This window comes from Pseudomonas baetica, assembly GCF_002813455.1.
Classification (GTDB): Bacteria; Pseudomonadota; Gammaproteobacteria; order Pseudomonadales; family Pseudomonadaceae; genus Aquipseudomonas; species Aquipseudomonas baetica.
The window spans coordinates 1,665,431-1,685,905 of sequence record NZ_PHHE01000001.1; the positions used below are offsets into that span (position 1 = coordinate 1,665,431).

Below are 20,475 nucleotides of genomic sequence, written 5' to 3' on the forward strand. Positions count from 1 at the left end.
TCCGTGAGAGGCGTCCCCCGAGGTTCTATAAAAACAACAATCGGAGACCGATCCCATGAGCCAGGAATTGCGGCTTATTCGCCGCATCACGCTAAAACTCATTCCCTTCCTGATCCTGCTGTACCTGATCGCCTATGTGGATCGCTCCGCCGTCGGCTTTGCCAAATTGCACATGGGCGCCGACATCGGCATCGGCGATGCGGCTTACGGCCTCGGCGCCGGGCTGTTCTTCATTGGTTATTTCCTCCTCGAAATCCCCAGCAATCTGATGCTCGAACGCTTCGGCGCGCGGCGCTGGTTCGCACGAATCATGATTACCTGGGGCGCCATCACCATCGGCATGGCGTTCGTCCAGGGCCCGCACAGTTTCTACGTGATGCGCTTTCTACTCGGCGCGGCGGAGGCGGGGTTCTTTCCCGGTGTTCTGTACTACATCACCCAATGGTTTCCGGTGCGCCATCGCGGCAAGATTCTTGGCCTGTTCATCCTCTCCCAACCGATCGCGATGATGATCACCGGCCCGGTGTCCGGCGGCTTGCTGGGCATGGACGGCATCCTCGGTCTGCATGGCTGGCAATGGCTGTTCATCGTCATCGGCACCCCGGCGATCCTGTTGACCTGGCCGGTGCTGCGCTGGCTGCCGGATGGCCCGCAACAAGTGAAATGGATGGATCAGTCTGAGAAAGACTGGCTGACCGGCGAGTTGAAAAAGGATCTGCAGGCATACGGCCAGACCCGCCATGGCAATCCGTTGCATGCGCTCAAAGACAAGCGCGTGTTACTGCTGGCGCTGTTTTACCTGCCGGTGACCCTGAGCATTTATGGCCTCGGTTTGTGGTTACCGACCCTGATCAAACAGTTTGGCGGCAGCGATCTGGTGACCGGTTTCGTGTCATCGGTGCCGTACATCTTCGGGATCATCGGCTTGCTGATTGTGCCGCGCAGTTCTGACCGTTTGAACGATCGCTACGGCCATCTGGCGGTGCTTTATGTGCTGGGCGCGATTGGCCTGTTTCTCAGTGCCTGGCTGTCGTTGCCGGTGGCGCAACTGGCGGCGCTGTGTCTGGTGGCGTTTGCGCTGTTCTCCTGCACGGCGGTGTTCTGGACCTTGCCGGGGCGGTTCTTTGCCGGCGCGAGTGCGGCGGCCGGGATTGCGTTGATCAACTCGGTGGGGAATCTGGGTGGGTACATCGGGCCGTTCGTGATCGGCGCGTTGAAGGAGTACACCGGGAATCTGGCGTCGGGATTGTATTTCCTCTCGGGGGTGATGGTGTTTGGCTTGATCCTGACGGGCGTTGTCTATCGCGTACTGGAAAGCAAACACGTGCTGCCGGTTGACCAGTTCGCCGCCAGCGCCCGAGGCGCTACCCGAACCTGATTTCTGGAAACCACGCAAGCCCGCTCCCACATTGGGTCGTCGCAGCGTTCAAGATTGACGTAAAGGAGAGAAAATTCATGCATCTGGTGCAATTCGAATTAAGCAATGGCGAACGCCGCGTTGGCGTGGTCGAGGACGGTGTGATTCGCGAAGTACAAGACGCCCGCACCACACGCGATCTGGCGCTGGCAGCCATCGAAGCCGGCGGCACTCTGGAGCAGCAAGTACAAACCCTCGGCCTGGGCATCAGCCACGACTATGCGCAGTTGCTCAAAGACCTGCGCATCCTGCCGCCACTCGATCACCCGGACCCGGCGCACCTGCTGGTCAGCGGCACCGGCCTGACCCATCTGGGCAGCGCTTCGGCCCGAGACAAAATGCACCAGCAGGCCGGCGACGAAGCAGCGATGACCGACACCATGCGCATCTTCAAATGGGGTGTGGAGGGCGGTAAACCGGCAGCGGGGCAGGCTGGTGTGCAGCCGGAATGGTTCTACAAGGGCGATGGCAGCATCGTCGTGCGTCCCGGCCAAGCGTTTCCGTTACCGCCATTTGCCGAAGATGCCGGCGAAGAGCCTGAGATGGCCGGTCTCTATGTCATCGGCCACGACGGCAAGCCCTATCGCATTGGCTTTGCGGTTGGCAACGAATTCTCCGACCACGTCATGGAGCGCAAGAATTACCTGTACCTGGCCCACTCGAAATTGCGCAGTTGCAGTTATGGCCCGGAACTTCGCGTCGGTGAGCTACCCCAACACCTTGCAGGCACCAGTCGCATCCTGCGTAACGGTGAAGTGTTGTGGCAGAACGAGTTTCTCAGCGGCGAGGCCAACATGTGCCACAGCCTGGCGAATCTTGAATACCACCACTTCAAGTACAGCCAGTTTTTACGTCCCGGCGACGTACACATTCACTTCTTCGGCACCGCGACACTGTCGTTCGCCGATGGCATCCGCACCCAACCGGGTGACGTATTCGAGATCAGCCAGGCCGAATTTGGTGCGCCGCTGGTCAATGGCATCGTCCCGGTGGAAGCCGTATTCCAACCGGGCAGCATCGGCACCCTTTAAGGAGATCCCATGACTCAGATTCTCGGTCACAACTACATCGGCGGTCAGCGCAGCGCTGCTGGCAACGTCAAATTGCAAAGCGTAGACGCCAGCACCGGCGAACAATTGCCCCACGATTTTATTCAGGCGACTGAGCAGGAAGTCGACGCCGCCGCCAAAGCCGCCGCTGCCGCTTACCCGGCTTATCGCAGCCTCAGCGCTGAACGTCGCGCGCAGTTCCTCGATGCGATTGCCGATGAACTCGACGCGCTCGGTGATGATTTCGTCGCTGTGGTCTGCCGCGAAACCGCATTGCCGGCCGGGCGTATCCAGGGCGAGCGCGGTCGCACCAGCGGCCAGATGCGCCTGTTCGCCAAGGTGCTGCGCCGTGGCGATTTCTACGGGGCGCGGATCGACCTGCCGTTGCCGGATCGCCAGCCATTGCCGCGTCCGGATCTGCGTCAGTACCGCATTGGTCTCGGACCGGTGGCCGTGTTCGGCGCGAGTAACTTTCCGCTGGCGTTCTCCACGGCCGGCGGCGACACCGCTTCGGCGCTGGCCGCCGGTTGCCCGGTGGTGTTCAAGGCCCACAGCGGCCACATGGCGACGGCTGAACGGGTCGCCGATGCGCTGATTCGCGCGGCAGAAAAAACCAACATGCCCGCCGGCGTGTTCAACATGGTCTACGGCGGTGGCGTCGGCGAGTGGCTGGTCAAGCACCCGGCGATTCAGGCAGTGGGGTTCACCGGTTCGCTGAAGGGTGGGCGTGCCCTGTGCGACATGGCCGCCGCGCGGCCGCAACCGATCCCGGTGTTCGCCGAGATGTCGAGCATCAACCCGGTGATCGTCCTGCCGCAGGCGCTGGCTGCGCGTTCGGAAACCGTGGCCCGCGACTTGACGGCATCGGTGGTGCAGGGTTGCGGTCAGTTCTGTACCAATCCGGGTCTGGTCATCGGTATCCGCTCGCCGCAATTCACGGCTTTCGTGCAGCAAGTCGCCGGGCTGATCGGCGATCAACCGGCGCAAACCATGCTCAACGCCGGCACCCTCGGCAGCTATGGCAAAGGCTTGCAGAAACTCCTGGCGCATTCCGGCATCGAGCATCTGGCCGGTAATCCCCAGCAGGGCAATCAGGCGCAGCCGCAGTTGTTCAAGGCCGATGTCAGCCTGTTGATCAATGGCGATGAAGTGCTGCAGGAAGAAGTGTTCGGCCCGACCACGGTGATCGTTGAAGTGGCCGATCAGACGCAGCTCAGCGCCGCGTTGCAGGGTTTGCACGGGCAACTCACCGCGACAATCATTGGTGAGCCGGCGGACTTCGAGCAGTTCGTGGAACTGACGCCACTGCTGGAGCAGAAAGTCGGGCGGATCCTCCTCAACGGTTACCCGACCGGCGTCGAGGTGTGTGATTCGATGGTCCACGGCGGCCCATATCCAGCCACCTCCGATGCGCGCGGTACTTCCGTCGGTACACTCGCCATCGACCGCTTCCTGCGCCCGGTGTGCTTCCAGAACTACCCGGACAGCTTGCTGCCCGAGCCGCTGAAAAACGCCAACCCGTTGCGTATTCAGCGCCTGGTGGACGGCAAGCCCTCACGCGACGCGTTGTAACTGACAGCCAATAATCCATGTGGGAGCGAGCCTGCTCGCGAATGCATTTTCCCAGTCAGCCTTCATGGCCTGACACACCGCATTCGCGAGCAGGCTCGCTCCCACAAGGGTTCCCATAAGGCCTCTGGATCACATTGAGCTATCATTGGCCCTTTCCCCCCTAGAAAGACTGTTTGCCATGACTGCCCAAACCCTTCTCAACGCCCTCGAACACTGCGGTATGGTCGAAATCGACGGCCTGCACGCCTTCGAATTCGCCCTCGATGAAGACGACAATCTGCACATCGAATGCATTGATGGCCGAGCGGCCAAGCATTGGGAATTCACGCCGGCGCAGGTTGCAGCAGCAACGTTTGATGACTCCCTGCAGAGCTGGCTGATCGTCGGCTATTTCAATGAAACCAAAGCGATCGGCGAACACCGCCTGGTTTGTCATGGCGACGTAGTCAGCAGCAGCGACGACGAGGATGACAATAATGAAAATGCGTAAATTCTGGCCGCTGTTGATGGCAGGCAGCGTCGGCGCGATGGGCCTTTCCACGGCATCGGCCGAAAGCTATCAATTGCTGGTCGGCTCCTACACCGCAGGCAGCAGCCAGGGCATCTATCGAATGAACTTCGACAGTGCCACCGGCCAGATTGCCGTCAAACCGCTGCAAGTCGTCAACACTGAAAACCCGTCGTGGCTGACCCTGTCCAAAGACCAGAAACACCTGTTCGTGGTCAACGAAAACGGCCCGGGCCAGACTGACCCGGTTGGCCGCGTCAGCAGCTATGCCATTGATCCCAAGACCCACGCCCTGAGCCTGATCAATCAGGTACAGAGCCTGGGCAACGAGCCGACTCACTCGAGCCTGAGCGGTGATGCCAGCCACTTGTTCGTCAGCAACTATTCGGTGATGGAAGATCCGGGTGGCACCCTTGCGGTGTTGCCGGTCGGTGCCGATGGCAAGCTCAAACCGGTGGTGCAAATGAGCGCGCACCCGGCGAGCCGGGTCAATCTCGAGCGTCAGGCCTCCAACCACGTGCACTCGACGGTGTCTTCGCCGGACGGCCGTTACGTGTTCTCCAACGATTTGGGTGCGGACAAAGTCTTTGTCTACCTGTTCGACCCGAAGGCCAACCCGGACCTGCCACTGACCCCGGCGATGACTGCCTCTGTGGCATTACCGGCCGGCAGTGGCCCGCGTCATCTGTTGTTCAGCGCTGACGGCAAACACGCCTGGCTGACCATGGAAATGAGCGCGCAAGTCGCGGTGTTCGATTACCACGACGGCATGCTGACCCAGACGCAACTGGTCGATCTCGCTGCTGGCCAGCCCACGTCTGACAAGGCCGGCGCTGCGTTGCACGCGTCCGCCGACGGCAAATTCCTCTATGTCAGCAACCGTGGCACCGCCAATCAGCTGCTGGTGTTCGCGATCGATCCGGCCACCGGTCAGCTCAAAGAGCTACAGCGACGTTCGGTTGAGGGTGATCACCCTCGCGAGTTCAGCCTCGATCCGAGTGGCAAATTCCTGCTGATTGCCAACCAGAAGAGCAACGAAATTGTCGTCGTCGAGCGCGACGCCAAGACCGGTCTGCTGGGTAAAACCGTGCAAAAACTGCCGATGGACGCACCGAGCGACCTCAAGTTCATCGTGCGACAATAAGCCACAGGCCCCGGTTTACGGGGCCTGTCTCTTTGTATTAATCGCGCTGATAACTGCTAATGCTACAAAGCATTTCAAGCGATCAACCCTCGAGCGTTAAGTTTGCTCCACAGCCCAACCGGGCAAGCAAGCCAACCGAACACGAGGGTTACCGCCATGAACTTCAATCTGTTCTCCGTTATCGCCGCTTCCGCCATCTCCGCCACCGTGGTTCTGCCAGCCAGCGCCAACGTCGAAATCAACAGCAAAAAATCCCACACCCAGAGCTACACCCAGAAATACCTGCAACAGAGCGCCAACTTCTACGCCGCCCTGGATCACAAAGCCCAACACTGAAATTCCCCCCTCGAACAACTCCCTGTAGGAGCTGCCGAAGGCTGCGATCTTTTGATCTTGTTGTTAAAAAGCAAAATCAAAAGATCGCAGCCTTCGGCAGCTCCTACACGCGTGCGTGAAGGACGGTCATAGGTTTTCTCAAACGCACAAATAGAGGCGCTAAATAATCAACGAAGCTGATGGTTACTATGGGAAACGCTGAGTGGTTAGGTAGGGTTTTTTGATCGATTCTGTGGGCTCTGAAACATGCCCACGGGAGAACACCATGGCCAGCGCAATCATCTCTTCTGCCAAATTCGGCGCCTACCTGGCCATCGGTCTTTACCTGGCTCTGGTGCTGATCGTCAGCGTCTCATCGCAGATGGAACACAGCTTCGACGCACCGATTCAAGTCGCCAACCCCGGCATCCAGTTTGAACACCGTTCGCACAGCGTGATGGTCGATCGGGCTGAACTCGCAGGAGTCGGCGGCGCATGAAAGGCTACAGATTCTGGGTGATCGCCGGTCTGGCATTAATCACCAACGGCGCTTCATTACTGGGGATTGGCCAAGGCTCGGTCGGTGCATTGGCCCGGGCCATAGAGGCCAATCACAACATTGCGCACAACATTGAGCGGGCGAATACGCTGGGGCTACTGGCCGGTAATCCACCGGTGAAGGTCTCGGCCGATTTTCTCGGGCCGTTTGAAGTGGATTGCTCGGCGTTGGGTATGTGCGATGCTCTGGCGTAAAGCGCTTACCTGATCGTTCCCACGCTCCGCGTGGGAATGCAGCCCCGGACGCTCCGCGTCCGATTGGAACGCAGAGCGTCCCTTGAGGCATTCCCACGCAGAGCGTGGGAACGATCATCAAGCGGGAGGGTAAGGGTTACTTCTTCATGATCGAGGTGAAGAGGTCGGATTCTAGAAAGTGTTGCAACCAAGCCTGTAATCGTACAAAAGGCGTCTGCGCAAACCACTCGCGATCGACATGGGCAAACTGGCGGACGAACGGCAGCAAGGCGATATCCGCAAGGCTCGGATGATCCGTCAGCAAGTAATCACGATCCTTGAGCAACCCTTCCAAACGCTGCAAAAACACCGCGCCTTCGGCCCGATAAAACGCTATCGGCTGCTCCGGATACCGCTCGGCGTACTTATACCGATTCAAATCAACCTTAAACCCCTGATCGTTCGCCTCGATCAGCTCCGCAATCCGTGAATCGCCACCCAGCAACCAACCCTGCGGATCATTCTGCGCCAACGCCCAACGCATGATCTCCAGGCTCTCATCGATCACCCGTCCATCCGCATCCAGCACCGGCACCGTACCTTTGGGCGAGATCGCCAGCATTTCAGCCGGTTTCGCCTTGAGGCTGACTTCGACGATGTTCACCGGCACGCCCGAATAGCGCAGCGCCATCCGCGCCCTCATCGCGTAAGGACAGCGGCGGAAGGAATACAGCGTGTTCATTTCACCTCCAGGGTGCTCAAGCCATTGCCCTGACGCTGTACCTGAATCTGCACCGGAATCCGCTCATGCATTTCCTGTACGTGGGAAATCACCGCGACCTTGCGCCCTTGGGCCTGCAAGCCGTCGAGCGCGTCCATCGCCAGTTGCAGGGATTCCGGATCGAGACTGCCGAAGCCTTCGTCGATAAACAGCGATTCGATTTTCAGCGTGCTCGACGCCATCGACGCCAGGCCCAAAGCAAGTGCCAGCGAGACGAGGAACGTCTCACCGCCGGACAACGAATGTACCGAGCGCAGTTCGTCGCCCATTTCCGTGTCCATCACCAACAGGCCGAGCATGCTGCCGCCGCGCTTCAAGCGATAGCGTTTGACCAGTTGGCGCAATTGCACGTTGGCGTGATGCACCAACAAATCGAGGTTGTAGGCCTGGGCGATCTTGCGGAAAGTGTCGCCAGTGGCCGAGCCGATCAACGCACTCAGGCGCGCCCAGCGCTGGTACTCGATGTAAGCGTCGGCGATCTGTTGCGCCAGCGCCTGATTGGCGTTTTGACGGCGCTGGTCTTCGGCCTGTTCGGCGCGCAATTCGGCGCATTGCTGCTCGCTGACGTTGAACTGGCTTTGCAGGTCGGCGAGGGCGCTGGCCAGTTGCTCGGCATCGAGATTGCCGTTGTGTTGCGCCTGATGGTCGAGCAAACGTTGATCGCGTTCCTGCAACAACACCTTGGCCTGTTCGATGGCTTTCTCATTGATCTGCAAGCGTTGGCGCAGCTCAGAAAGTTGCGCATCGTCGACGCGCAGCAGGTCTTCGAGCCCGCCGTCATCCAGTTCGGGGTGGCGGGCGCGCCAGTCGGCAATCTTGCCGGCCAGTTCCTTGTCTTCACTTTCCAGCGCCTGCAAACGCTCCTGCTGCGCGTTGCGTTCGGCGGCGATCTGCACAAGTTGCGTGCGCACGTTTTGCAGTTCCTGAGCCGTTGTGGTTTCAGCGTTGCGTGCCTGCTCCACGGCCTGTTCCAGTTGCTGCTGCCAGTGCTCGGCGCTGCTGTGCTCGCCAAGTCGTTGTGTGAGTTGCTGCTGGCAGGTTTGCTGCTGTTCGGCCAGTGCATTGAACTGCTGCTCGGCGGCTTGCGACTGTTGTACGCGGGTCTGCTGGCGATCCTGTTCTTTCTCCAGCGTCTGCTGCCGCTGTTGCTGTTCGGCCAATTCTTCTTTCTGCTGATCGACCTGCGCCAGACGCTCGGCGATCTGCCGGTCGAGTTGCATGAAGGTCGCCGCCGGTTCAAGGCGTAGCGCCTCAAGCGTGTCGGCGGGCAGCAGGCTGCCAAACGCGCCAAGTTCTTCATCGAGGCGCTGGCGGTCGCTGCTCAACTCACGCTGCTGGTTGCTCAGGTGTTGCGCCGCCTGCTGATGCGCGGTTTCGGCCTGACGCAATTGCTGGGTCAGACGCGCGGCGTCCTGCTGCAGGGTGAGCAGGGCGTTCTGGCGTTGTTCGTCCTGGGCGATACTCTGGTTCAACTGCTCGTTTTGCCGGCTGAGCCAGGCGTCGCGTTTGTCGGCGTCCTGATTCATCAACTGCGCCGCTTGCGGATGAGCGTCGAGGCTTGGCGTCAGCGCTTGTTGCTGCGCGGTCAGTTGCTCCTGTTGCTGCAGCAGTTCTTTTTGCTGAGCGATGACGCCACCGACTTCGGCGCGCAGTTCGATAATCTTTTCCTTGAGCTGATCGACCACTTGCTGGGCGTTGGCCTGTTCGCTTTCATCATGACGGCCAAGGCTTTGCAACAGCGCTTCGGGCTGATGATAGGGGTGCTCGTTGCTGCCGCATACCGGGCACGGCTGATCGTCCTGCAACTGCGCGCGCAGCTCTTCGACACTGGCACTGCGCGCCAGACGCTGGCGTTCGAGCAGTTCGCGGGTGACGTTGAGGATTTGTTCGGCGACGGTCAGTTCAGCCTTGGTTTTCACCCCGTCCTGAGTCAGGCGCTCGCGTTCCTGCTGAGCGCTGAGCTGACGTTGTTGCAGCTCGGCGCCGCGCTTGTCCAGATCCTGTCGAGTGGCCCACAGGCGTGAGAGGTCTTCGATGGCGCGCAGTTGCTTGCGGTTGTCCTGCAACAGAGTGCCGAGAATGCCGATTTGCTCGGCAACGGCATCCGGCTCGGCGCCAGCCTCCTTGAACAGCACTTCCAGTTGTTGTTTTTGCGTGGCGAAGGTTTCGGCGCTACGAGTGGCGTTTTCTTCGAGCGAGGCCAGTTCGGTCTGGCCTTTGTTCAAGCGATTGCCGATCAGCATCAATTGTTGCAGGCGATCGCGGTAGGCGTTCCATGCGTCGCTCAACGGCGCGAGATGGGCGCTCTGTTCCAGTTCGGCGGCAATCTTTTGCAAGCGCTCGGCGACTTGAGTCTGCTTCTCCATCAGCGCCGCAATGGCGCTCTGGCCTTGAGTGCAAGCCTGCTGCGCGTTGTGTTTCGCTTCGGCGCTGAGGGCGACATCCTTGGTCAGACGGGCGAGGGTGCTTTGCTCTTCGAATGCCTGACGCAACAGCGGTGCACTGTCGGTTTGCGTGTGCTGCGCTTCGCTCAGGGCGACTTTCGCGGCGTCGAGGTTTTGCTCCAGAAGCGTCTGGCGCTCGGTCAGTTCGGCGTGTTGCTGCGTGTGCGCGGCAATCTGCGCGGCCAACGGGGACAAGAGCGCGTCGAGTTCAGTCTTGCGGGCGAACTGGTGCCGTTGCGGGCCCAATTGCTCCAGTCGCGTCAGTTTTAGCCGATCACCGGCCAAACCTTCCCACTGCTGTTGGGCGCTGTGCAGTTGTTCGGCAGCCGCTTGCTGCGCGTCCTGCAACTGGCGAAGATCCTTGAGCCAGCTGTGCTGCTGCTCAAGCTGTTTGAGTTGCGTCTGCTGCAACTTCAGCTGTTGCTGCGCAGCGTTGAAACGCTCATCCAGTTCGGCGCGGGCCTCGGGAGTCAGCGGCGTGACGCCGGTGGCCTGATCCTGTAACAGCTTGTGCGCTTCGCGGGCTTCTTTGGTTTTGTCGAACGCGCGACGACCGAGGCGGGTGTACAGCGCGGTGTCGGTGAGTTTTTCCAGCAGCTCGCTGCGGTCGTTGTCGTCAGCCTTGAGGAACGCACTGAATTCACTCTGGGCCAGCAGCACGGCGCGGGTGAACTGTTCAAAGTTCAAACCCAGCGCGGCTTCCAGCTGAGTCTTGTACTCGCCTTTCTGGCTGGCGAGCAGTTGATCCTGATCGATATCGCGCAGGCTCTGCCGGCTGGCCTGCAACTTGCCGCCAGCCTTTTCCCGTGCGCGATTGGCTTCCCAGCGCGCCCGATAGCGGCGGCCATCGACGCCGACAAAATCCACCTCGGCATACCCTTCGCCGGTGCCCCGGCGCAGCAAGGTACGCGGGTCGCCCGTGGCGATTTCGCCATCGGCATCCGGCACCTTGGCGTCACGACCGGTGTTGTTCAAGCGCGGCACGGCGCCGAACAACGCCAGGCACAAAGCGTCGAGCAGCGTGCTTTTACCGGCGCCGGTCGGGCCGGTAATGGCGAACAGACCAGCACTGGCCAGAGGTTCAGCGGTGAAGTCGATCTCGAAGGGGCCGGCCAGCGAGGCCAGGTTTTTCAAACGAATGGCGAGAATCTTCATGGCTGCTCGCCCTCCATTTGCACGTCTTGCAGCAGTTCGGCGAAGTCCTTGAGCGTCTGTTCATCGACTTCATTGCCGTAGTTGTCGAGCCAGGCGCGGCTGAACAATTCCTGCGGCGTGAGTTGATCCAGTTCGATCAGCGCAGTGCCTTCTTCCGCGCCATCAGCGCCACGATTGCCGGCGTATTCAGCGGCGATACGCACCAGCCGCACGGCTTTGCCTTGCAAGGCGCTTTCCACTTGATGGCGCAGATCCGGTTGCGGCTCGTCGAGGCGCACGCGCACTTCCAGCCAAGGTTGGCGCTGGGTTTCGGCGAGCAGATCGACGTTCGGCAAGTCCGCCAGTTGCAGCAGGATCTCCGCCAGCGGCGCCGGGCCGATGCGTTGCAGGTTGACCGAGCGCGGGATCAGTTTCGGCTCGACGCTGACCAGGGTTTCGCCATCAAGGGTGACGTCGAGAATCTGGTGCTGATAGCCGATCTCCGAAAACGACAGCGGAATCGGCGAGCCGCTGTAGCGGATGCGTTCTTCGCCGTTGACCTTCTGCGGCTTGTGCAAATGGCCGAGGGCAACATAGCTGATGCTCGGCCCGAACAGGCTGGCGGGCAAAGCTTCGGCGTTGCCGATGATCAGGCTGCGCTCGGAGTCCTCGGATACCGAACCACCGGCCATGTGCGCGTGGCTGATGGCGACCAGCGCCTGACCCGGCTGGCGCTTGGCATTCGCCGCCTCGATCAGCCATTCGTGAACCTGACCGATGCCGCGCAGATAGTTGTCACCCAGATGTGCGCCGGTGACCTCCGCCGGGCGCAGGAACGGCAGCGCCAGGCACCATGCAGCGATTTCGCCCGATGCGTCCGGCAAAGGCAGTAAAAGCCGTTCGGAGTCGAGTTGACCATCATCCAGCCACAACACCCGACCCAGTGCATGGGTGCGCAAACGGCGCATCAATGGTGCAGGCAGTTCGATCCGCGAGCCGGAGTCATGGTTGCCGGCGATCATCACGATGGTCAGCAACGGCTGCTGCTCGTGGGCGCTGACGATGAAGTCGTAGAGGCGCTCCTGGGCTTTGACCGGCGGATTGACCGTGTCGAAGATGTCCCCGGCAATCAGCAGCACATCCGGCTGCGCCAGTTGCAGTTGGCGCAGCAGCCATTCGAGAAAGCACGCATGCTCGAAATCGCGCTCCTGGCCATGCAGGTTTTGCCCAAGGTGCCAGTCGGAGGTGTGAAACAGACGCAAGGTGGACTCCGCTACAGATAAAGAGGTGGTGGCCGCAGGAGAATGAAGAGGCGGCGAAAGAGGGGGAGAGTTTACAGTTTATTGCGCCGCGCAGTCTCCGCATGGAATCCCCTTACCCCATTGGATCAAAAGATCGCAGCCTGCGGCAGCTCCTACAGGGGACTGCATTCCCAAATGTAGGAGCTGCCGCAGGCTGCGATCTTTTGATCTTTTACTTCGGGTAGAGCGGCGGCAACCCGCTATCACCCACTGGATCCTGCACCCGTTCCGCCGCCGGAATCGCGCGAATCGCCCGCCACAAATCCTCACCCTGCCAATGCTGCCCGGTCTCGCTGTACAGCGCACCATTGAGCCCATCCAGCGCATCCGACAACGGCACAAACCGCGCCGCCATGTCCGCTAGTGTCTCCGGCTGCTGACGTGCCCACGCATCCAGTGCCTGCCGCGTCGCCTGCGGGTCATTCGCCTGACTCGCGCGCTTGATGTCGTCCATCAAGGTGCGCGGGCTCGGGCCGGTTTGGGCGGCGCGATGCACTGCCGGTTGCCAGCGCGCGCGCCACCACAGGCCGAAGCCGAGCAGGGTGGTGCAGGCGAGGATCAGGGTGCTGAGTTTCCACCACCACAGCACGTCGTTATCGACGGCGCTCACTGGCAGGCTGCCGGCCGGGGTGTCGACTTGCAGGCTCGGGTTGTTCGCCACTTGCAGGGTGCGCGCGGGCAGGCTGGTGTGTTCCAGGTGATCTTCGAAGGTGTTCCACCAGACCACGTCCACCGTCGGCAAATCGATGGCGCCGGCGCGGCTCGGCACCAGGGCTTCGCGTTCTTCGCGGCTGCCGGTCAGGCCACGGTCGGTGCTCTGGTTGCTCAGCACCGGTTGATCCGGGTAGCGGCGCAGGCCGTTGACGTCGGTGGCGGGCAGCGCCGGCAGTTGCGAGGCGGCCAGGCCTTCGGCTTTCAATGTCAGGCTGCGGGTCAGGGAATCGCCAACCTGAGTGTGTTCCGGTTCCGGGTTCCAGCTTTCGCTGAGGCTCAGACTGCGCGCGGGCAGCCATGGCGCGTCGACCGGGTAGGTCAGGGGTTTGGGTTTGACGGTCAGGGGGATTTCAGAAGAACTGACGCGCATCAGTTTGCCCGGCTTAGGCCCCTGCGCATTCGTGTCCTGAGACGGCTGAGTGTCGACCAGTGTCGCGCTAAAAGTCTGCGGCGTAATGCTCAGCAAGCCGCTGTGCTGCGGGTAGATCGCATAGCGCATCTCGATCACGCCATGGCGCACGCCGTTGATGTCTTTCTCGTAGGTGCGGGTGTCGCCGAGTTGCTCGATGCGCGCATCGGCGATTTGCAACGGTGTCAGGCTGCTGTCGTCGTACAGCGACACCGAATGGTAGATGCGCAGGGTCAGGATCGCCTGCGCCTGCACGTAGACGCTGGTCTGGTCGAGACTGGCTTCGATGAACACCGGGTCAAGGCCGTTTTTGTCTTCGCGGGTATCGCTTTCGACCACTTGTACGGTGATCGGCTGGCTCTGCACATCACCGACTTGCAGCGGCGGAATCACCACACTGCCGTTCTCTTTCGGCAACAGGGTGATGATCCAGCGCGTGGTCGCGCGGTTGTCGCCATTGAGGGTGTTCAGCTGGTTGACTTGCCGCGTACCGCGCACTTCAAACAACGGCTCCAGCGGCGTCAGGTCGGGTTTGCCGAACTGGGTGACATCGCTGGTTTCGAGGGTGAGCTCGACCGTCTCGCCGGAGTTCAGGCGACTGCGATCCACACTGGCCGTCAGCTCGGCCGCGTTGGCGGTGGCCGTACAGATCAGCAGTGGCAGCAAGAGAGCGGTAAAGCGGGTCATCGAGTGTTTTCCTGATCCTGATGTTGTTGCTGTTCGTACCAGAATTTGCGTCGCAGCAGTTCGCCCGGATCATCCGGGATCTTGCCCAGCCATTGCTCCAGTGCCTGGCGCCGCTCGCCTTCGAGGTTGTCCTCGCTCGGGCGCAGGGTCGGCACGGTGTCCGTCTGTTCTTCCTCATCGCTGCCCGGCAGTTCGTTGGGGCCTGGCTGCGGTGGGGTGGTCGGCGGCGGTTCGCTGGCGGGCTCGGCCGGTTGCGCGTCGCTTTGCGTTGCACTTTTTATTGCCGGTGGCGGCGCAGTTGCGGGCGCTGTTTCGTCGCCCGGCAGGTTCTGTTCGTTCGGTTTGCTGTCCGGTTCGGCGGGCGGCGGCGTGTGTTTGTGCTTCAGCAGATTCTCCACCAGAGCCTTGTTGGTCTGCGCCGGGCGCAAGTCCGGTTGCAGCTCCAGGGCCTGCTCGTAGGCATCGATGGCCGCTTCCAGCTCGCCGCTTTTCGCCAGTGCGTTGCCACGATTGTAGTGGGCGCGGGCATCGCTGCCTTCGGCAAAACGCTGGGCGGCGCCACTGTAGTCGCCGGCTTCGTACAACGCCACCCCTTGCCATTGGTGATCGTCAAAATGCTGCGCGGCTTCGGCCGGGCGCTTCTGTTTGAGCAGGTGCAGGCCTTGCTGGTCCGGGCGCAGCCAGAGGTCTTCGAAGTCAAAAGCGTAGCTGGGTTGTGGCAGGCAAAACAGCAACGGCAGGCAGAACAACCAGCCGCGTCGCCCCGCACACGCGGCCAGCAACAACAGCGGCAATAGCAGCCAGTAACCCTGATCCGCCCAGGTATCCAGGCGCACGGTCTGGCCATCGTCGCGCAAACTGCGCGGGCCATTGAGCAGGCCGAGGGCGCCGAGATCAGCTTCGTCCAGTCGGGCAGGGTGATACTCACCGCCGACACTGTTAAGGAACGCCGCAAGGCCCGGGCTGTCGAGTTGCGGTACGCGAATCGCGCCTTGTTCGTCCTTGAGGAAACTGCCGTCTTCCTGCGCGATCGGTGCGCCTTCGGCGGTGCCGATGCCGAGCATCAGCAACTGCGCCGATTGCCCGCTCAGTGCGCGGCGAATGCCCTGGCGTTCCTCTTCGCTGAGGGACGAGCCGATCAGCAGAATCCGGCCTTGGCCGAGCGCGCCTTGTTTGAGCAGGGCCAGCGCTTTGCTCACGGCGAGATCGGCGCGATGCCCGCTTTCCGGCATCAACGATGGCTTGAGCGCGTCGAGCAAATTACGACTGGTGGCCAGGTCATCCGACAGCGGCACCAGCGTGTGGGCGCTGCCGGCGTAGACGACGATGGCGGTCTGCGCATCGCTGCGCGCCTGCAACAGATCGAAGAGTTTGCGTCGCGCCTGTTCCAGTCGCGTCGGCGGTGAATCGGTGGCGAGCATTTCCGGGGTCAGTTCCAGCACCACCACCAACGGATCGGCGGGTTTCTGGCTGGTCTGTTCGACACGCTCCCAACTCGGTCCGAGCAGCGCCAGAATGGTCAGCAACCACGCGACGCCAAGGGCAACCCACGGCAGTTTGCTGTCGCGACCATTTCCGCCACTGAGCAGGGTGGCATGAAACGCCGGCGGCAAAATCATCTGCCAGCGCCCAGCGCGTTTCTGTCGGTGCCAGAGTTGCCAGATCAGCCAGCCCAGCAGCGGCAGCAACAGCAACCACCACGGACGGAACCAGTGCGGCCAGAGGGCGATCATCGGCGCCTCCGCAGACGCAAGCGCTTGAGGCGCTCACGCCAGTCAGGCAACGGACTTTGCAGATACAGCTCCTTGGTGAACAGGCGTTGCAGCGGGTTGTCGGGCCACAATTCGCGGGCGACCAGCAGCAGGCTCAGCCACAGGGCCAGCGCCAGCGGCCACTGATACAAGGCTTGCGCCCGGCGTGCCTGGGTCGGTTGCTGGGTCACCGGTTCGAGTTGGTCCAAGGTGTCCTTGATCGCTTGCAACTCTTTGCCATCGTGGGCGCGGAAATACTGGCCACCGGTCACTTCCGCGATAGCCTTGAGCGCCGGCTCGTCGAGGTCCAGGCTCGGATTGACGCCGAGCAAACCGGTCGAACCGCTGTCTTCAGGATTGGCGCCGATGCCGATCGGGTAAATCTTCACGCCCTCGCTGGCGGCGAGTTTTGCCGCCGTCAGCGGATCAATTTCACCGCCGTTGTTGGCGCCGTCGGTGACCAGAATCAGCACGCGGCTCTGCGCCGGACGCATGCGCAGGCGTTTCAGCGCCAGACCAATGGCGTCGCCGATGGCGGTGTTCTTGCCGGCGATACCGATTCGCGCTTCATCGAGCCAGACGCGCACAGTGTGGCGGTCGAAAGTCAGCGGCGCTTGCAGATAGGCCTGACTGCCGAACAGGATCAGGCCCACGCGGTCGCCATCACGGCTTTCGAGGAAGTCGCCAAGCAGGTGCTGGACCAGGTCCAGACGGCTGACATCTTCGTCCTGCCACTGCATGTCGGGGAAATCCATCGAGCCGGACACATCCACTGCGACCAACAGATCACGGCCGCTGGCGGCAATCGGCAGCGGTTCGCCAAGCCATTGCGGGCGCGCGGCGGCGGTCAACAGCAACAGCCATAGCAGCATGAACGGTGCCTGCTGACGCCACGCCGGCAGGTTGGCCCGAGCACGACGGCGGGCGAGCCCTTCCAGATCAGACAGGAAACTGACTTTAAGCGCCGGCTCGCCGCTGTCGGCCACGGGCAGCACGAGGCGCATCAACCAGGGGAGCGGGAACAGGACAAAGATCCACGGCCAGGCGAATTCAAACATGCTTGCGAATCCACGTGTCGACCGCTTGGGTCAGGCCGGCGATGGCTTTGTCGTCGAGTTTGCATTCCGGTTTGTAGGCGCCTTCGACCAGCACCATCCAGCGCGTCAGACCGGCGGCCGGGCAGCGGTTGTCGAGGAAGGCCAGCCATTTGCGGCCATTAAGCGTGTGGCTCTGGCTGTAGGGGTAATGGTTACGGCACAGGCGTTTGAGCAAGCCGTTGAGTTGTTGCAACCACGCGCCGGCCGGTGCGCCGTCGTAAGGTTTGGGCATCTGCGCCAGTTCGGCGAGGGCGGCGATGCGCACCGGATCGAGCGGCTGTTCGGCACGCACGATCGGGCGTTTCTTGATCGGGATGAATCGGCGCAGTCGCCACACCGCGAAACCGAGCAGCGGTAGCAATATAAGCAGCAGCCACCAGCCCGGCGCCGGTGGCCAGAAGGCGATCGGTGGCGGAGAAATCAGTGGTTGCAGTTGTTCGAGGCCGTTCATCGACCTTTCCCCGGACGCTGCGGATTCAGGAACTCACGCATCTGCTCGACCATTTCGCTTTGCGTGCTCAACGGCATCAGCAGCACCCGCAACTTTTGCGCGAGCAATTCCCAGCGGGCGATGCGTGCTTCGGCCTGGGCGCGATAAGTCTGGCGCAGATCGAAGTTGAGGGTGTCGAGCTCCAGTTGTGCGCCGCGTTGCGCGAATCTCAACAGCCCGGCAGCGGGCAGGGCGTGATCCAGCGGATCGGACAGCGGCAGCATCAGCAGGTCGCAATGGCGCGACAGCAGGCTCAATTGCTGCTCGGCGCTGTCGGATAGCGCGCGCTCGTCGCAGATCACGATCACCAGACTGCCCGGGCGCAGGACTTCGCGGGCACGGCGCAAGGCAACACCCAAGGCGTCGCGATCCGGTTCACGCTCGGTGTGCAGCGATTGATTGACCTTCACCAGACGGTTGAGCAGTTGCAGCAGACTCTGTTTGCTGCGCCGTGGCTTGATTTCGTAATGCTCGTTATCGCCGAACACCAGTCCGCCAACCCGGTCGTTATGGCCGAGGGCAGCCCAGCCAATCAGCGCCGCCACTTGCGCCGCCAGCACCGATTTGAACATCAGTCCGGAACCGAAAAACAGCCGTGTGCTTTGCTCGACCATGATGAAGATCGGCCGTTCGCGTTCTTCATGGAACAGCTTGGTGTGCGGCTCCTGGGTGCGCGCCGTCACGCGCCAGTCGATGGTGCGCACGTCGTCGCCGGCCTGATAGACCCGCACCTGATCGAAGTCGACGCCACGGCCACGGAATTTCGAGTGATGCAGACCAATCAGCGGGCTGCGCTGGCTAGGCGTGGAAAACAGCTGCACTTCGCGCACACGGTGGCGCATCTCGATCAGGTCGGCGAGGCTGATGCGGATGCCCGGTTCGGATGGCAGAGGGGCGTTCATGGGGGTCAAGCGACGGCTACGACGTCGAGAATCCGCTGCACCACACGATCCTGATCGATGCCGGCGGCTTCGGCCTCAAACGACAGAATGATGCGATGACGCAACACGTCGAACAGTACGGCTTGAATGTCTTCGGGGCTGACGAAGTCGCGCCCGGCCAGCCAGGCGTGGGCGCGGGCGCAACGGTCGAGGGCGATCGAGCCACGGGGGCTGGCGCCGTAGGCGATCCACTCGGCCATCTCCGGGTCGAACTTGGCCGGCGTGCGCGTGGCCATGACCAGTTGCACCAGGTATTCCTCCACGGCGTCGGCCATGTACAACCCGAGGATTTCCTTGCGCGCGGCGAAGATCGCCTGCTGGCTCACGCGGCGTTCGGGTTTGGTCTCGCCGTTCAGCGCTTCGCCGCGGGCCTGCTGAAGAATGCGGCGTTCGACGGCGGCGTCCGGGAAACCGATTTTGACGTGCATCAGGAAGCGATCGAGTTGCGCTTCCGGCAATGGGTAGGTGCCTTCCTGCTCGATCGGGTTCTGCGTGGCCATCACCAGAAACAGTGGCGACAGCTCATAAGTGCTGCGCCCGACACTGACCTGGCGCTCGGCCATGGCTTCGAGCAGCGCCGATTGCACCTTGGCCGGGGCGCGGTTGATTTCGTCGGCCAGCACCAGGTTGTGGAAGATCGGCCCTTGCTGGAACACGAAACTGCCGGTTTCCGGGCGATAGATCTCGGTGCCGGTGATGTCGGCCGGCAACAGGTCAGGGGTGAACTGAATGCGATGGAACTGGGCTTCGATGCCCTCGGCGAGTTCTTTGATCGCTTTGGTCTTGGCCAGACCCGGCGCGCCCTCGACCAGCATGTGGCCGTCGGCGAGCAAGGCGATGAGCAAACGCTCGATGAGTTTTTCCTGGCCGAGAATCTGCGTTGAAAGAAAGGTTCGCAGCGCCAGCAGCGCTTCACGATGTTCCATCGATGACTGTTCCTGGAAAGGGTGGCCACAGGCGTTCGGATAACGCCGGGGCTGGGGGCGTTACTTTAATCCATCGCGGGGGGTGGCGACTAACGGCATTTTGCGCAAAGTGCGGGAAATGACTGGGGGATTTGTTGGATTTTTGTAGTGCCGGGGAGGGGTAGTGTTCTTTCGGGCCTCTTCGCGAGCAGGCTCGCTCCCACATTTGAACGGCGTATGTGGGAGCGAGCCTGCTCGCGAAGGGGCCAGCCCAGACGCCATCAAACTTCGTTAATGAAGGTGCCAGTCCCGTCGAGGATGTTCTTCAGGGTCTCAACAACCTCATCCAGATCAACCATGTCCGGGTTAAAGCTTATCTCCAGCACATCGTCCCCATTCAACGCATCGGCATTTGCCGCCGCAATCTCGATCTTCAACAGATTCGAGGTCAGGGTGACCTTAACGCCATCCAGCGTCGAAGGCTCGCCATCCAGGGTGATCTCCAGCTCATCCTCGTCCGGGTAGCGGCTCATCAGGAACATGTCGCCCTTGTCGCTGTGGCAGCAGAGCATGGCCATGTTGTCTTCTTCGTCATCGCACGGGTTGACGATCAGTAGGGCGGTGGTCATTTGCATGGGGGAATTCCTGCCTCGGGGGGCGTGTTGGTCGCAATTGGGCGCGATTCTGCCAGCCCTCGGGAATTTCTGCATGTGAGAGTGTCAGAGGATGTGTCGTGGACGCGACACAGGTCAATGGTCATTTCTGGCACGGATGTACCGTAAATACGGGCATTCAGACCAGCGTTTTGCGCCACGGGTGCTAGTGTTTACCGGTGCCAAAGCCTTGGTTTACGTGCCAATGACCGAATATGTCGCAGCACCGCAAGCAGACACATTGTCGCACCCATTAAGCTGCGCAACGGATGAGCACCCGTAAAGGCATTGTCGGCAGCCCCGACAGTCGTTTTTGCAGATGCCCATTCATGGAAGGTGAATGTGACCTGAGTGTCTCGTCCAGCTTCACCCACCTGTCCCCCTGTTGCCTCTGCCCGAGAATCAGGAACAGGGCGACACAAGCCCCGAAA

General features: G+C 61.4%; 18 protein-coding genes. 8 read left to right on the forward strand and 10 right to left on the reverse strand.

Features of this window, described 5'->3' with window-relative positions; genetic code table 11:
* The first annotated feature begins 55 nt into the window (after nt 1–55).
* The 8 genes from ATI02_RS07730 to ATI02_RS07770 all read left to right on the forward strand — a co-directional run bounded on the left by ATI02_RS07730 (nt 56) and on the right by ATI02_RS07770 (nt 6,758).
* Entirely contained in the window at nt 56–1,378 is a 1,323-nt protein-coding gene (locus ATI02_RS07730) for an MFS transporter (protein ID WP_095191039.1), read from the forward strand.
* A gap of 77 nt (nt 1,379–1,455) precedes the next feature.
* The gene (gene araD1, locus ATI02_RS07735; RefSeq protein WP_100845930.1) at nt 1,456–2,448 is read left to right on the forward strand and encodes an AraD1 family protein; all 993 of its coding nucleotides are present in this window, start codon (nt 1,456–1,458) and stop codon (nt 2,446–2,448) included.
* Nucleotides 2,449–2,457: 9 nt separating this feature from the next.
* A complete protein-coding gene (locus tag ATI02_RS07740) occupies nt 2,458–4,038 on the forward strand; it encodes an aldehyde dehydrogenase (NADP(+)) (protein ID WP_100845931.1) in 1,581 nt (526 codons plus the stop codon).
* A 178-nt stretch (nt 4,039–4,216) separates the two neighbouring features.
* Nucleotides 4,217–4,528: a DUF5629 family protein gene (locus tag ATI02_RS07745; protein ID WP_100845932.1), complete on the forward strand. Its 312-nt coding sequence runs from the start codon at nt 4,217–4,219 to the stop codon at nt 4,526–4,528.
* Nucleotides 4,515–5,690 (forward strand): lactonase family protein, encoded by a 1,176-nt coding sequence (locus ATI02_RS07750; protein WP_100845933.1) that lies wholly within the window; start codon nt 4,515–4,517, stop codon nt 5,688–5,690. Before ATI02_RS07745 ends, ATI02_RS07750 begins: the two co-directional genes overlap by 14 nt.
* A gap of 156 nt (nt 5,691–5,846) precedes the next feature.
* Entirely contained in the window at nt 5,847–6,026 is a 180-nt protein-coding gene (locus ATI02_RS07755) for a hypothetical protein (protein WP_007917967.1), read from the forward strand.
* A 265-nt stretch (nt 6,027–6,291) separates the two neighbouring features.
* Nucleotides 6,292–6,504, forward strand: coding sequence for a hypothetical protein (locus ATI02_RS07765; RefSeq protein ID WP_095191035.1), 213 nt, complete (start codon nt 6,292–6,294; stop codon nt 6,502–6,504).
* A complete protein-coding gene (locus ATI02_RS07770; protein ID WP_095191034.1) occupies nt 6,501–6,758 on the forward strand; it encodes a hypothetical protein in 258 nt (85 codons plus the stop codon). Before ATI02_RS07765 ends, ATI02_RS07770 begins: the two co-directional genes overlap by 4 nt.
* Nucleotides 6,759–6,894: 136 nt before the next feature.
* Here the strand turns inward: ATI02_RS07770 and ATI02_RS07775 are convergent, their stop codons facing one another.
* The 10 genes from ATI02_RS07775 to ATI02_RS07820 all read right to left on the reverse strand — a co-directional run bounded on the left by ATI02_RS07775 (nt 6,895) and on the right by ATI02_RS07820 (nt 20,026).
* Nucleotides 6,895–7,479 (reverse strand): glutathione S-transferase, encoded by a 585-nt coding sequence (locus ATI02_RS07775; protein ID WP_100845934.1) that lies wholly within the window; start codon nt 7,477–7,479, stop codon nt 6,895–6,897.
* Nucleotides 7,476–11,117: an AAA family ATPase gene (locus tag ATI02_RS07780; RefSeq protein ID WP_100845935.1), complete on the reverse strand. Its 3,642-nt coding sequence runs from the start codon at nt 11,115–11,117 to the stop codon at nt 7,476–7,478. Before ATI02_RS07780 ends, ATI02_RS07775 begins: the two co-directional genes overlap by 4 nt.
* Complete coding sequence (locus tag ATI02_RS07785) at nt 11,114–12,358, reverse strand: exonuclease SbcCD subunit D C-terminal domain-containing protein (RefSeq protein ID WP_095191031.1); 1,245 nt, start codon at nt 12,356–12,358, stop codon at nt 11,114–11,116. The genes ATI02_RS07780 and ATI02_RS07785 overlap by 4 nt, the downstream gene beginning before the upstream one ends.
* A 211-nt stretch (nt 12,359–12,569) precedes the next feature.
* Nucleotides 12,570–14,207: a BatD family protein gene (locus tag ATI02_RS07790; RefSeq protein WP_100845936.1), complete on the reverse strand. Its 1,638-nt coding sequence runs from the start codon at nt 14,205–14,207 to the stop codon at nt 12,570–12,572.
* Nucleotides 14,204–15,940, reverse strand: coding sequence for a tetratricopeptide repeat protein (locus tag ATI02_RS07795; RefSeq protein ID WP_100845937.1), 1,737 nt, complete (start codon nt 15,938–15,940; stop codon nt 14,204–14,206). Before ATI02_RS07795 ends, ATI02_RS07790 begins: the two co-directional genes overlap by 4 nt.
* Nucleotides 15,937–17,016: a vWA domain-containing protein gene (locus tag ATI02_RS07800; RefSeq protein WP_100845938.1), complete on the reverse strand. Its 1,080-nt coding sequence runs from the start codon at nt 17,014–17,016 to the stop codon at nt 15,937–15,939. The genes ATI02_RS07795 and ATI02_RS07800 overlap by 4 nt, the downstream gene beginning before the upstream one ends.
* Nucleotides 17,009–17,506: a DUF4381 domain-containing protein gene (locus ATI02_RS07805; RefSeq protein ID WP_095191027.1), complete on the reverse strand. Its 498-nt coding sequence runs from the start codon at nt 17,504–17,506 to the stop codon at nt 17,009–17,011. Before ATI02_RS07805 ends, ATI02_RS07800 begins: the two co-directional genes overlap by 8 nt.
* Nucleotides 17,503–18,447, reverse strand: coding sequence for a DUF58 domain-containing protein (locus tag ATI02_RS07810; RefSeq protein ID WP_100845939.1), 945 nt, complete (start codon nt 18,445–18,447; stop codon nt 17,503–17,505). Before ATI02_RS07810 ends, ATI02_RS07805 begins: the two co-directional genes overlap by 4 nt.
* A 5-nt stretch (nt 18,448–18,452) precedes the next feature.
* Entirely contained in the window at nt 18,453–19,412 is a 960-nt protein-coding gene (locus tag ATI02_RS07815; protein WP_003218556.1) for an AAA family ATPase, read from the reverse strand.
* A 260-nt stretch (nt 19,413–19,672) separates the two neighbouring features.
* A complete protein-coding gene (locus ATI02_RS07820) occupies nt 19,673–20,026 on the reverse strand; it encodes a hypothetical protein (protein ID WP_100845940.1) in 354 nt (117 codons plus the stop codon).
* Nucleotides 20,027–20,475 lie beyond the last annotated feature (449 nt).

Excerpts from the sequence above, each read along its gene's own strand:
- ATI02_RS07730 (WP_095191039.1), top strand. The coding sequence starts at position 56 with ATGAGCCAGGAATTGCGGCTTATTCGCCGCATCACGCTAAAACTCATT.
- araD1 (WP_100845930.1), top strand. The coding sequence starts at position 1,456 with ATGCATCTGGTGCAATTCGAATTAAGCAATGGCGAACGCCGCGTTGGC.
- ATI02_RS07740 (WP_100845931.1), top strand. The coding sequence starts at position 2,458 with ATGACTCAGATTCTCGGTCACAACTACATCGGCGGTCAGCGCAGCGCT.
- ATI02_RS07745 (WP_100845932.1), top strand. The coding sequence starts at position 4,217 with ATGACTGCCCAAACCCTTCTCAACGCCCTCGAACACTGCGGTATGGTC.
- ATI02_RS07750 (WP_100845933.1), top strand. The coding sequence starts at position 4,515 with ATGAAAATGCGTAAATTCTGGCCGCTGTTGATGGCAGGCAGCGTCGGC.
- ATI02_RS07755 (WP_007917967.1), top strand. The coding sequence starts at position 5,847 with ATGAACTTCAATCTGTTCTCCGTTATCGCCGCTTCCGCCATCTCCGCC.
- ATI02_RS07765 (WP_095191035.1), top strand. The coding sequence starts at position 6,292 with ATGGCCAGCGCAATCATCTCTTCTGCCAAATTCGGCGCCTACCTGGCC.
- ATI02_RS07770 (WP_095191034.1), top strand. The coding sequence starts at position 6,501 with ATGAAAGGCTACAGATTCTGGGTGATCGCCGGTCTGGCATTAATCACC.
- ATI02_RS07775 (WP_100845934.1), bottom strand. The coding sequence starts at position 7,479 with ATGAACACGCTGTATTCCTTCCGCCGCTGTCCTTACGCGATGAGGGCG.
- ATI02_RS07780 (WP_100845935.1), bottom strand. The coding sequence starts at position 11,117 with ATGAAGATTCTCGCCATTCGTTTGAAAAACCTGGCCTCGCTGGCCGGC.
- ATI02_RS07790 (WP_100845936.1), bottom strand. The coding sequence starts at position 14,207 with ATGACCCGCTTTACCGCTCTCTTGCTGCCACTGCTGATCTGTACGGCC.
- ATI02_RS07795 (WP_100845937.1), bottom strand. The coding sequence starts at position 15,940 with ATGATCGCCCTCTGGCCGCACTGGTTCCGTCCGTGGTGGTTGCTGTTG.
- ATI02_RS07800 (WP_100845938.1), bottom strand. The coding sequence starts at position 17,016 with ATGTTTGAATTCGCCTGGCCGTGGATCTTTGTCCTGTTCCCGCTCCCC.
- ATI02_RS07805 (WP_095191027.1), bottom strand. The coding sequence starts at position 17,506 with ATGAACGGCCTCGAACAACTGCAACCACTGATTTCTCCGCCACCGATC.
- ATI02_RS07810 (WP_100845939.1), bottom strand. The coding sequence starts at position 18,447 with ATGAACGCCCCTCTGCCATCCGAACCGGGCATCCGCATCAGCCTCGCC.
- ATI02_RS07815 (WP_003218556.1), bottom strand. The coding sequence starts at position 19,412 with ATGGAACATCGTGAAGCGCTGCTGGCGCTGCGAACCTTTCTTTCAACG.
- ATI02_RS07820 (WP_100845940.1), bottom strand. The coding sequence starts at position 20,026 with ATGCAAATGACCACCGCCCTACTGATCGTCAACCCGTGCGATGACGAA.